This window comes from Nocardia donostiensis, from assembly GCF_002081715.1.
Taxonomy (GTDB): domain Bacteria; phylum Actinomycetota; class Actinomycetes; order Mycobacteriales; family Mycobacteriaceae; genus Nocardia; species Nocardia donostiensis.
Genome location: NZ_MUKP01000026.1, coordinates 1 through 11,669, shown reverse-complemented (window position 1 = coordinate 11,669; position 11,669 = coordinate 1). Strand labels below are relative to the sequence as shown.

At 64.9% G+C, this 11,669-nt stretch carries 8 protein-coding genes; 3 read left to right on the top strand and 5 right to left on the bottom strand.

Annotated features, from left to right (window positions below; all coding sequences use genetic code 11):
• The first annotated feature begins 153 nt into the window (after positions 1-153).
• Positions 154-3,711 carry a non-ribosomal peptide synthetase gene (locus tag B0T44_RS17190; RefSeq protein ID WP_077114374.1) on the top strand — a complete coding sequence of 1,186 codons (3,558 nt, stop codon included), beginning with the start codon at positions 154-156 and terminating at the stop codon, positions 3,709-3,711.
• 359 nt (positions 3,712-4,070) lie between these two features.
• Here B0T44_RS17190 and B0T44_RS17185 read toward each other — a convergent pair whose 3' ends face one another.
• Positions 4,071-4,814: a cache domain-containing protein gene (locus B0T44_RS17185; RefSeq protein ID WP_077114376.1), complete on the bottom strand. Its 744-nt coding sequence runs from the start codon at positions 4,812-4,814 to the stop codon at positions 4,071-4,073.
• Complete coding sequence (locus B0T44_RS17180) at positions 4,811-5,539, bottom strand: FadR/GntR family transcriptional regulator (RefSeq protein ID WP_077114736.1); 729 nt, start codon at positions 5,537-5,539, stop codon at positions 4,811-4,813. The genes B0T44_RS17185 and B0T44_RS17180 overlap by 4 nt, the downstream gene beginning before the upstream one ends.
• 293 nt (positions 5,540-5,832) lie before the next feature.
• Here B0T44_RS17180 and B0T44_RS17175 point away from each other — a divergent pair, with 293 nt between their 5' ends.
• Positions 5,833-6,099, top strand: a complete 267-nt coding sequence (locus B0T44_RS17175; protein WP_139347625.1) for a hypothetical protein — start codon at positions 5,833-5,835, stop codon at positions 6,097-6,099.
• A 301-nt stretch (positions 6,100-6,400) separates the two neighbouring features.
• Here the strand turns inward: B0T44_RS17175 and B0T44_RS17170 are convergent, their stop codons facing one another.
• Positions 6,401-7,771 carry a SagB family peptide dehydrogenase gene (locus tag B0T44_RS17170; protein WP_245839004.1) on the bottom strand — a complete coding sequence of 457 codons (1,371 nt, stop codon included), beginning with the start codon at positions 7,769-7,771 and terminating at the stop codon, positions 6,401-6,403.
• Positions 7,772-7,953: 182 nt separating this feature from the next.
• The gene (locus B0T44_RS17165; protein ID WP_077114380.1) at positions 7,954-8,931 is read right to left on the bottom strand and encodes an ABC transporter substrate-binding protein; all 978 of its coding nucleotides are present in this window, start codon (positions 8,929-8,931) and stop codon (positions 7,954-7,956) included.
• A gap of 180 nt (positions 8,932-9,111) precedes the next feature.
• Here B0T44_RS17165 and B0T44_RS27195 point away from each other — a divergent pair, with 180 nt between their 5' ends.
• Positions 9,112-9,273 (top strand): hypothetical protein, encoded by a 162-nt coding sequence (locus B0T44_RS27195; protein WP_175647901.1) that lies wholly within the window; start codon positions 9,112-9,114, stop codon positions 9,271-9,273.
• Between the two features lie 43 nt (positions 9,274-9,316).
• Here B0T44_RS27195 and B0T44_RS17160 read toward each other — a convergent pair whose 3' ends face one another.
• Positions 9,317-11,353 (bottom strand): M13 family metallopeptidase, encoded by a 2,037-nt coding sequence (locus tag B0T44_RS17160; protein ID WP_342749190.1) that lies wholly within the window; start codon positions 11,351-11,353, stop codon positions 9,317-9,319.
• Positions 11,354-11,669 lie beyond the last annotated feature (316 nt).

Genomic DNA, 11,669 nt, shown 5'->3' with positions numbered 1-11,669 from the left:
TGCGGCCGGATCGCAGCGCCCGGTTCGATGCGAGGCATTTCGAGGCATTACTGTGCGAAAGATAGGTTAGGCAACCCTATGTAGGTGCGGTAGGGTGCGGACTGGCAGTTTCGATCCACCGCGAGTGGTGATCAACAAGGAGTAACGGCGGATATGGAGACAGCACAGCGGCCGCAGAATTCGGCGGAAGTCGGTAAGGACGAAATTCGAGCCGCCGTGGCGGCCCAGCTCGGACTGACCGTGGACGATATTGCCGACGACGTCGACCTCATCCAGCTCGGCCTCGACTCGATCCGCACCATGAAGCTGGCGGGCAGCTGGCGCAAACGCGGCCTGGACGTCAACTTCGCGCAGCTCGCGGCCGAACCCACTGTGGGCGCTTGGCACGAAATGCTCGGCGGCACCGGCACAGGGATCAGCGAGCCGAATCGTGGCGACCAAGGAGCCGACGGGACAGGGAATTCCACTGCTGCGACGTCGAGCGCGGCCGATGGTGACAATGTGCTTTCGCCCGCTGCGGACGCAGAATTCGAGCCGTTCCCGCTGGCCGGTATGCAGCACGCCTACTGGATCGGCCGCTCGGACGAACAGGAACTCGGCGGTGTCGCCGCCCACCTGTACGTCGAATTCGATGGCGGAAGTATCGATCCCGACCGGCTCGAACGTGCTGTCGAGCAGTTGGTCGCCGCCCATCCCATGCTGCGCACCCGGTTCCTGTCCGACGGCACTCAGCAGACCATGCACGCGCCCGGCCGGCCGGTGTTCACAGTCGTCGACTTGCGCGAGCACAGCGCAGCCGCCGCCGATGCCGCGCTGGAAGAGCTGCGTGAACGCAAAACCCATCAGCGGCTGGCCATCGAAGACGGCCAGGTCGTCGATATCACCCTCACCTTGCGCGGACCCGAAAGCACCCGGTTGCACCTGGATGTCGATATGCTGGCCGGCGATGCCATGAGCTACCGAGTGCTCATCTCCGATCTGGCCGACCTGTACCACGGCGCGACCCTTCCCGAACCCGGTTACAGCTACCGCCGCTACCGCACCGAACGCCAGACCGATACCGAAGCCCGCCGCCGGGACCGCGAATGGTGGCAGCAGCGGCTGCCGGAACTGCCGGGCGCACCCGAGCTGCCCACCGTCCCGGTCGCCGACCGCGCCGAACCGCATCGCACCGTCCGCTACAACCATTGGCTGGAGCCGGAAGCCAAACAGCGTCTGCTGGCCGCCGCCCACGAACGCGGCATCACCCCGGCGATGGCGTTGGCGGCGGTATTCGCCGAGACCATCGGCGGCTGGTCGGCGCAGAGTCGTTTCCTGCTGAACATTCCGCTGTTCCAGCGCGAACCGGTGCACTCAGACATCGATCGGGTGATCGGCGATTTCACCTCTTCGATCATGCTCGACGTCGATGTCACCGAGAATCTGTCCGTCGCCGACCGGGCCAGGGCACTACAGCGCAGCATGCACGACAGCGGCGCGCACACCGCCTATTCCGGTCTGGAAGTGCTCCGCGATCTGGGCCGCCACCGTGGTGAACCGGTGCTCGCGCCGGTGGTGTACACCAGCGCGCTGAACCTGGGCGAACTGTTTGCCGACCGAGTTACCGAGACATTCGGCGAACCGGTCTGGATCATCTCGCAGGGACCACAAGTGCTGCTGGACGCACAGGTGACCGAGGTGCGCGGCGGTCTGCTGCTGAACTGGGATGTGCGCGAATCGGCCTTTCCACAAGGCTTGATCGATGCGATGTTCGCCCGCTACACCGAGGTGATCCAGCGGCTCGGCGAGGGCGAAGCGGGCTGGGACGCCGAGGCCGCGGTGCGGCTACCCGCCGCACAGGCCGCAACCAGGGCGGCGATCAACGCCACCGACGGCCCGGTCAGCGGGCGCTGCCTGCATCAGGGTTTCTTCGACCACGCGGCGACGACACCGGATGCGCCCGCCGTGGTGTGGGGACTGAACGGCGAAGGCCTGTGGACGTATGGCGAATTGGCCGCGCAGGCCCTCGCTGTCGCGGGTGCGCTGCGCGCAGCCGGGGTGCGCCCGGCCGACACGGTGGCTGTCCAGCTACCCAAAGGCCCCGATCAGATCCTCGCTGTTCTCGGAGTTCTCGCGGCAGGAGCGGCCTACGTGCCGATCGGATTCGACCAGCCGGTGGGCCGGCGCGCGGACATCCTGCGCACCGGCGAGGTGCGGGTCGCGTTGACCGTCGCCGCCGCAGAGATGGGTGAAGCAGTCACCTGTATTCCCATCGACACCGCCCGCGAGCATCCGCAACCGCTGACCGCCCCGGTGTACCCGGACACCGAGGAAATCGCCTACATCATCTTCACCTCTGGCTCCACCGGCGTACCGAAAGGTGTCGACGTCCCACACCGGGGCGCGATGAACACCATCGATGCGGTGAACGACTGGTTCTCCGTCGGCAGTTCAGATCGCGTGCTCGCCCTGTCGGCACTGGAATTCGACGCCTCCGTCTACGACATCTTCGGCATGTTCTCCGTCGGCGGCTCCCTCGTCGCGCTCGACCCACAGCAGCGCGGCGAAGCAACCACCTGGGTGGAATTGCTGCGCCGCCACCGCGTCACCATCCTCAACTGTGTGCCGAGCATGCTCGACATGATCCTGGAGATCGGCGGCGACCAGCTCGGCGATTCGCTGCGCGCGGTAACACTCGGCGGCGACTGGGTGGGCGCCGATCTGGCGCGCAGGCTTGCCCATCAGATCCCAGGCTGCCGTTTCTCCGGTTTGGGGGGCGCCACCGAAACGTCGATCCACAACACGATCTGCGAAGTCGTCGGTGAACCACCGGAGCATTGGGCGACCGTGCCGTTCGGTGTTCCGCTGCGCAACGTCCGCTGCCGCGTTGTTTCCCCCGCTGGCCGCGACTGCCCCGACTGGGTGCCCGGTGAATTCTGGGTGGGCGGCGCGAACGTCGCGGCCGGTTACCGCAATGATCCCGAGCGCACCGCGGAACGGTTCGTCGAATACGAGGGCCTGCGCTGGTACCGAACCGGTGATATGGCCAGATACTGGCCCGACGGCACTATCGAATTCCTCGGCCGCGCCGACCACCAGGTGCAGATCCGCGGCTACCGAGTGGAACTCGGCGAAGTGGAAAGCGCGCTACGCACCGTGCCCGGCGTCCGGCACGCCGTCGCGGCCGTGGTGGGCGCGGGCGCCCCGAAACTCGTCGCCGCCGTCTCCGGCGACCCCGGCGGAATCGGCGATATCACCACCGCCGTAGCCGACCTGCTGCCCGGCTACATGATCCCCACCCGCATCGAACTCCTCGCCCGGATGCCGCTCACCGCCAACGGCAAACTCGACCGCCGCGCCGTGATCGCGCTGCTCGAACCCGGCTCCGCCGCCACCGAGGACCTCGCCCCCCGCAACGATGTAGAAGCCGCCCTCGCCGCCATCATCACCGAAGTGCTCGACACCGACACCATCGGCATACACGACGACTTCTTCTCTCTCGGCGGCGATTCCGTTCTCGCCACCACCGTCATCGCCCGCGTCCGCGAATGGCTCGACGTCGACCACGCCCTGGTCGCCGATATCTTCGCCACCCGCACCGTCGCCGCTCTCGCGGCCCTGCTGACGGAACGCGAAACCGCTGCGGGTCGAGCGGGCCGACTGTCGACCGTCGCCCGGTTGTATCTGGATGTCGCGGCGATGAGCGACGAGGAGGTCATGGCGGAGGCGTGAAACGGCGACATCTGCTCTCCGGCCTCCGGGTTAGTGGCGTTCTCAGGGCTGAGGACGCTTACGCATCGACTCGTGGGCTTTCGCTGATATCCTTCGGGATCGAAGGCCCCGGAGCGATCCCTGTCCTGAAAGATTGGGTACATCGCCGGGGTTTCCGATTTTCTCCAGTTCCTACGTTGCTCTAACGACGGGTGGTTTACCCCGAAGCACGCCGAATGCGCTTTTGCGGCAGAGCCCAGCGGGTCACCGCCTACCTGCCCGTGGCAGTTCCGGCCGTTCGAGTGCAGCTTCGGGAATGATCGACCAGTGGTCTTCTCTCCGGATCGGCAGCTGGAACGACTCGACGCATGAGGGTGGTCTCAGTGCGGCGCAGAGGACCCTAGTGACTGCAAGGACCACGGTATAGCGCCGATCGGCACTTGGGCGGCAGACCGGTTCTTCCGGCTCGTCTTTGTTCCGGGTGGGAATTCGGGGCCGGTTGCCACAATGACGCGGCCCTCATTGTTGAGCAGTGCTACTTGCAGAGCCGACGCCCGGAATCTCGGAAGCAATGCCTCCTCGATCGCACCGACCGGAACATCGGCGCCGGCGATGCCGAGGAAGGTTCCGAGCGCGGTCGTGACGGGTAGCGAGAAGGTGCACACGTATTGATTGGTGCACGCGAAATCGATGTACGGCCCGTGCACCCACCGTAGCCCCTGGTCGCGCGGGATCACGTACCAGTCCATCGGGGTGTAATCGTAGAAATATTCACTTCGGGGGTTGAGTTCCAGCGGCAGGCGTTGCGGCTTCCGTCCCGGGTTCGAGATCCACCATTCGAGGTATTTGGGGTAGTCGGTAAGAGCGCCCTCGAACATCGCAAAACCTGCGCCGTCGAGCAGTCTTCCTCGCGGTTCCAGCTCGCCGACAATTGTCTCGCGCATGGGCGCCAGGTCCGTCGACCGGGGAGCGGGCTGTGGCTTCTCGGTGAGATCGCCCCACAGGGTCGTCAGCGCGGTGGCGATGGCCGTCAGCGGCCGGTAGACCTCGTCGGCAAGATCGGTAACAACGGAAGCGAGCGACTCGATGGTTGTCGGGGCGGAAGAGTTGTCGTTGTCCCTCATCGATCACTGAGCTCCAAGCGTAGGGCGACGAGCCGATGGATACGGGATTCGGTATGCGATTCCGCCAGTTCTCTCGCCCGGGTGTCGTCTTCCTGTTCGATCGCGTCTACAAGATCACGATGGGCAGCTGCCTCTGTCGCCGGATCCAATTCCAGTCGCGGCAGCCAGAGCAATGCAGAGAGCTCGGCCTGCAGAGCAACCTCTGCGCGAGTCAGTCTAGTGGACTGCGCACACACTGCCATCTCGATATGAAAGCGGCTGTCGGCCCGGCGAGCCGAGGTCTGTTCAGTGCTGACCTTCAACCGGTCGGCCAGGGTCCGGAGCCGGGCTATATCGGACGGTAGCGCGCGGCGCGCGGCGAACCGGGCGACCGCGCCGACGACCGCGAGCTGTTCATCTCCCAGATCACGCAACTCCGGGAGGCTCATCTGGTGTAACCGCGCCAGCGAGGTGTGCTCGAGGGCTTCCACCGAAGAGCAGATGAAGCTGCCACCCCCGCGCCCACGTTTGGTCTGCACAATGCCCTGCTGCCGGAGTACGGCCAAAGCTTCCCGCAGGGTCATTGTCGACACGCCCAACTGGTTGGCGAGATCGGACTCGCTCGGCAACTGTTGGCCGTCGACCATCACACCGAGGCTGATCGCAGCAGACAGTCGCTGCACCACGGCCTCGGTTTTCGGGCCACTGCCTTCGAGCGGTGAAAGCACGGCGCTGAGTGCGGACAAGCCGGCGCTTTCTTGCCGGGACAAGAGGGTCTCCTCGGGGTGGCCTGGACGTACGTCGATTCTAAAACAAGAACGTTTGAACTATGGAGTCAAAGGCATGTTAACGGTGGCATCTATGGTCTGCTGGTCTGTTTTCCTGGTGCCTCACCGGGCGCGCCGACCGCGGTGAAGAAATTTGCCACCCGGCGCTCCAGAAAACCCTTGAACTATGAACTCTAAAGTATTAACTTCGTTGGAGTGGATCGCCCTCTCCGGGGCCCTACCGAGGAAGACACGACCGAGGTGCATCACCGATGGACAATGTGTGCCGAACAGAAGTGGGCGAACTCTGTGTGACGTGGCGTTTGCTTCAGCATCATCTGATCGCGATCGTCGCAGTGGAGAACACGTCCGACGACTCCTCGATAGTCAGCTTCAACTCCGGAACCTATCCGGATCTCGCACAAGCACGAGAACTCCTTCCAGAGCTGACCAAGCTGTGGGATGCGGTCCGCCGCGAGTTCTGGAGGAAACTCATCCCGCCGCAGTCGCTGGTCGACGAACGCCGGGCGTTGGCGTGACCGCGGAACACCCACCGCTATCGGTCGCGGCGACCGAACCCCCATCGGTGCCTGTGCGGGCGATCCATGCGGCCCAGGCTCTCGGGTGCGGGAAGCGATTCCCGCACCGCTCGGCAACGGCGCCGAGCGCGGTCACAACGATGTGACCCGAGATGAGAGATCGTCGAGTCGATCGGCTCGCCGTGTAGGCATTGCGAGCATACGGGTCGGATCGGCCGCAAGAGCGGACGCCGTGCCGTGTTCGTGACCCCAGCGCTGTGGTCGCGAACACGGCACGGGTTCGGTCGGTGCCCGCCCGCACTCAATCGAGTGCGGGGGTTCCGATGATGATGCTGCCGACGCTGCATTCCTCGAGTTCGTCGACACCTGCTGCTGCCACGAACGCGGCTGTATCGCCGAAACCCTGGGCGCAGGCGCCGAGGCCCATGGCGGTCGCGGTCAGATACATCGTCTGCATGAGCACACCGACATGTTTGAGGATCACGGCGTAGGCGACCTGCTCGTAGGTCCACATGACGCGCCCGGAACGGGCCGCCATCACGATCAACACCTGCGGTTCGGCACCTTCGGCGAGGGTCGCGGAGGTGGATTTCACCAGCCGTTGTACCGCCACCGAATCCGCGTCCGCTACCGGACGCAGTACATGGTCGAACGAGTCGTAGTGATACATCCCGGCCGCGAGCCCGGCGACATTGCGTACTACCGGGTACAGCTCGAGCTCGTAGACGCTGCCGCCTGAGGGGTACGGTTTCGACACCAGCTCCTCGCCGGGACCGGCCGACCGGACGCCGCGGACGCGCGCTGTGCGGTACAGCAGTTCGCCGAGCTGGTCGACGGTGATCGGCTTGTCGTCGGCGAAAGCTCGGGTGGAGACCCGGTCCTCCAGCACAGACGTGAAAGTGGGATCCTCGGTGCGCAGAGCCGATAGGTCCGGCGTCGTCAAAGCGACCGGTTCGCCCGGGTAGTTCGGTTTACGTGCGGGTGGCTGCGGAAAGTCGGGTTTTGCCCATTTGGTGGGGCCGAAATGCTCCCAGTTCACCACTCGCTCGCCGAGGGTGCTGCGGCGATGGAACCACAGATCGGCGGTACTCCAGCTGCGGGTGTTGAACTGCTGCTGCTCATCGTCGGGGTCCGCGCAGGTGAACCCGCCCCGGTGCAGATCCTGCGCCAACCGGACAACCAGATCCAGTGGTAGCGCCGTCTCGCTCACATCCTGCCCGCCGAGTAGCGCCAGCACCCGCGGATCGTGGATGCGCACATCACACCACGACCTCGGATGCTCCAGCACGAACCCTCCCGAATCCGAATGCAGCACGCTGAACTTCGACAGCGCACTCGGCGGGGGAGGCGGGCCGGTGGGTGCCTCCTGCGGCATCCCGAACGGTTCCACGGTGTAGAGCTCCCGGTCTCCGTCGAGCACCGTCACCGTAAGCCAGCCATCCGCGGCCAACTGTGCCATCAGCTCGGCAACGGCGGCGTCACCGGACATCTCCGCCGAGGTCACCGGTCCCCGGTTCAGCGTTTTCAACGCGTTCAGCTGGCCGGCACTCAGCTTCGTCAGCTTCTTGTTGTGCGGGGGATGCAACAGCACTGCTCCGGCGGGCGTGGTCACACAGGTGACTCCCGCGCGCAGCGAGTACCGGAACGGCCCGGTATGAATTGCGGTGGACAACCGAAAAACCTCTGTGTTTATTGGCCGCGTCTCTGACGCGGCGTGTTCGCGTCCCGTTTTGTGGCTCGCGTTCCGGCCCTTGCGGCTGGTGCCTGCGGCGGATGCTCGTTCCAGCGCTCCTCGGCGAGGACTGGAACGCGAGCGGGCAGCGAACGGGGAATGGGTATCAGCTGCTCGGCGGGTTACTTCGCAGCGTTGACCAGTGCGGGCTCCAGCTTGTCGAGGATGTAGGGCAGCGACAGCGCGGTGGGCTGGTTCACGGCGCTGGTCTCGGTGTTGTCGAGGAAGACGACCGCGTCCTTGCGCACCGCAGGCAGCTCCGCGTATCCGGGCAGCTGCCGGTACTTCTCGTCCATGCCGGGTGAATGGCCTGCGATCAGCAGGTCGGCGGACAGTTCACTGAGCCGCTCCGGTGACAGCGAAACCCGGCCCTGGCTCGACGGCAACGCCCTGACGTTCTCGGGGATGGTCATACCGAGCTGGGTGAATACTTTGCTGGAACCGTCATTGGGGTCGTTGAGCACCATCAACTGGGTGGGTCCGACCAGCCAGGTGCTGACGAAGGTCTTTCCTGCCAGCCCCGGATTGGCCTCGGCGATGCTGTTGATCTTGGCGTCGACGTCGGCGATAACCCTGTCGGCTTCGTCCTGTTTGCCCAGCACCGTTCCCAGCGTGCGCACCTGGTCCTGCCACGGCGACACCGCATCGGAGGTCAGCGCGGGCAGCGTGGGCGCGATCTTGGACAGCTTGTCGTAGGTCTGCTGATCAGCGATGAACGGATCGGCCAGGATCAGGTCCGGCGCCAGCCCCGCCACCTGCTCGGCGATATCGCCGCCCGGATCGAGCGCCTTCGCCTCCTGCAACGATTCCGGCTCCCACGGAGGGGTGGCTCGCGCCAGCGCCGCCACATTGTCCACATACCCGACTGGTGTCACCCCGAGCGCCTGCACCGAATCCAGCCACTGATTGCCCAGCGCCACGATCCGCGACGGCGTCCCCTCGATCACGGTCTCCCCGCGTGCATGCGCAATGGTCACTCCGTCACCGCTCGCGCCGCCCTCCGAGGAGCCGCTGGCACCGCAGCCGCTCAGGGCCAGTACCCCGGCAACTGCGACCACCAGCCACCGCGCCCAGCCACGCGAAGTCCGTTTCGCCGTCATAGTGCAACCTCCTTCATCGAGGAACAACCCCGACCGGCTCACCCGAGCCGCACTCAGCATAGGGCAGGCTTGGCTAACTTCGTTGGGGCATCTGTGCGCAGAGCTTCCCTGCCCTGGTCACAGCCCACTCGTTGGCCACGGAAACCCGCGGACCTTTAGGCCCCTATTCCGCTCTATTTGGTGATCCTGCTCGATACCCAATTCGAGATCGAGGAGATCCGCGAATTCCGCCTCGACGCCCACGCCGCCGAGTACCGGTTCCACAACCTGCACCGAGACGGTTTCCTTCGGCTCGAGCACGTCCTACTCGGGGATATCACCTTCCGCGATCTGACCCGCTAGACTGCCGCGCAGTTTCATGGCTGTCTGCGCGGCAGCACTGTTGTCAAAGGCTTACGCGCTGGTCCTGTGGCAGGAACAGTTCGTCGCCTTCGACGACGCCGAACGCCGTATAGAACTCCGCGATATTTCGCACCACCTGGTTGCACCGGAACTCGTTGGGGGAGTGCGGGTCGGTGGCGAGTAACTGTTCGGTAACTTCGCGGGTTTGCTTATCGCGCCAGCCGCGCGCCCAGGACAGGAACACCGAGCGGTAATCCGGATTGTCGTTGCCGCGGCGTTTCTCGGCGATACGGAACGCGGCCAGCGCGATCTGCAGGCCGCGCAGGTCAGCGAGGTTTTCGCCGACGGTGAGTTCGCCGTTGACGTGCTGTTCGGGGTCGAGGCCCTCGGGAACCAGTGCGTTGTACTGTTCGATGATCTGCTTGGTTTTGGTGTCGAACGCGGCCCGGTCTTCGGGTTGCCACCAGTCGCGGCGGTTGCCGTCGCCGTCGAATTTGGAGCCCTGGTCGTCGAAACCGTGGCCGATCTCGTGACCGATGGTTGCGCCGACCGCACCGTAGTTGACGGCGGCTTCGGCGTCTTTGTCGAAGAACGGCGGCTGCAGGTAAGCGGCAGGGAAGGCGATCGTATTGGTGGTGGCCATGTAGTAGGCGTTCACCGTCTGCGGGGGCATTGCCCATTCGGTTTTGTCGACAGGTTTCCCGAGCCGGTCGAAGGCGCGTTTCACCTCGAAATCGTTGACAGCGCGCAGGGATTCGACCAACTTGCCCCTGGTGATCTTCAGCTTCGAGTAGTCCACCCAGGTGTCCGGGTAGCCGATCTTCGCGTCGATCTTGTCCAGTTTCTCGATCGAGGCCTGCCGGGTTTCCGGCGACATCCACGACGAGTTGGTGAAGTTCTCCCGGTAGGCGGCCATCAGATCGTCGACCATCTCCAGCGCGCGGTCCTTGGCCGCGGGCGGGAAATGCTTGTCCACATACAGTTTTCCGAGCTGCTCACCGAGGTTGGAATTGACCGTCGCGACAGCCGACTTCCACTGTTCGGGTCGCTCCTGCAGCCCCGACATCAACTTGCCGTTGAATTCGAAGTTGGCGTCGTTGAGTTCGGAGGGCAGGAACCGCGCATACACACGGAGCACCGCGATTTTCAGGTAGTCGCGCCAGATCGCGATATCGGTATCGGCCCAGATCCGTCCCGCCTCGGTGACGAACGACGGCTGGTTCACCACGAGTTTGCCGAACAGGTCCTTGGGCCGGTCGGTGATCCCCGACAGCCATGGATCCCAATCGAATTGCGGTGCGAGCGCGGTCGCCTCTTTCCAAGTGTGCAGATTGTAGGTGGCGTCGGTGTCGCGGTTGCGCACATTGTCCCAGTGCGCGGCAGCGATCCGGGTTTCCAGATCCAGTACCCGCTGTGCGAGGGCGGTGGGATCGGGCAGTCCGGCCCCCGCGGCGATCCGCTCCAGGAAGACGCGATACCCGGCCAGTTGTTCGGCGAACTCCGGTTTGCGGTAGTACTGCTCACCCAGCCCGATCCCGGACTGGCCGAGCGAGGCGATATAGGCCTCGGAATTCTTGCGATCGATACCCACCCCCATCCCGATCAGCCCGCCGATCGGCAGCGCCCCCATCACCGCGGCCAGCTCGGCTTTGTTCTTCGCGTCGTCGATATCGGCGAACATCGGCTCCATCGGCTCCATACCGCGGCGCTCGATTTCGTCGAGGTCCATCCTGGCGTCGTACAGGTCGCGGATCTGCTGCGCCTCCGACCCGTCCTCGGGGTCGGTGATGCCCTCGATGATCTCGCGCAACTGCTGTTCGGTGCGTTCGTGCGCTTCGCTGATCGCGCCGAACGACACCTTGTCCGGCGGCAGCTGGTATTCGCGCAACCACTTGCCGTTGACATGCCGATACAGATCGTCCTGTGGCCGGATCGCGGGATCGGAGCCGGTCATATCGACCTTTTTCAGCGGTATCGGTTCATCGGATCCGCAGGAAGCGAGGAACGCGGCGGCGGGCACCAACCCCACGGCGGCCAGAAACTTTCGGCGGTCGAAGGCCATCGGCCCCGGCTTGGTCACAGGATGCTTCCTCTCCCCGATCCGACACTGCGTCACGAGGTTACCGGCGCCCCGCCGCAATAGCGCGGTGGAGAACTTTCTCGTGCATGGCCGGAGCGAATGCGGAGGTACGCAGATGCGCATGGCCGGAGCGAATGCGGAGGTACGCCTACCGGCGCCCGCCCGCGACGGCGCGGTGGAAGAACCACCCCGGTAGGTCCCGAACCAACCGCTCCTTACACACTCTCTCAGCCCCGTCCGGTTTGCGGCCCGGCTCGCGTTTCAGCCCTCGCAGCGCACGCGCCGAAGGCGCAAGTCGCGAGGGCTGAAACGCGAG

What these genes read in the sequence shown, in the direction of transcription:
- B0T44_RS17190 (WP_077114374.1), top strand. Translation starts at nt 154, where the DNA reads ATGGAGACAGCACAGCGGCCGCAGAATTCGGCGGAAGTCGGTAAGGAC.
- B0T44_RS17165 (WP_077114380.1), bottom strand. Translation starts at nt 8,931, where the DNA reads ATGACGGCGAAACGGACTTCGCGTGGCTGGGCGCGGTGGCTGGTGGTC.
- B0T44_RS17185 (WP_077114376.1), bottom strand. Translation starts at nt 4,814, where the DNA reads ATGAGGGACAACGACAACTCTTCCGCCCCGACAACCATCGAGTCGCTC.
- B0T44_RS17175 (WP_139347625.1), top strand. Translation starts at nt 5,833, where the DNA reads ATGGACAATGTGTGCCGAACAGAAGTGGGCGAACTCTGTGTGACGTGG.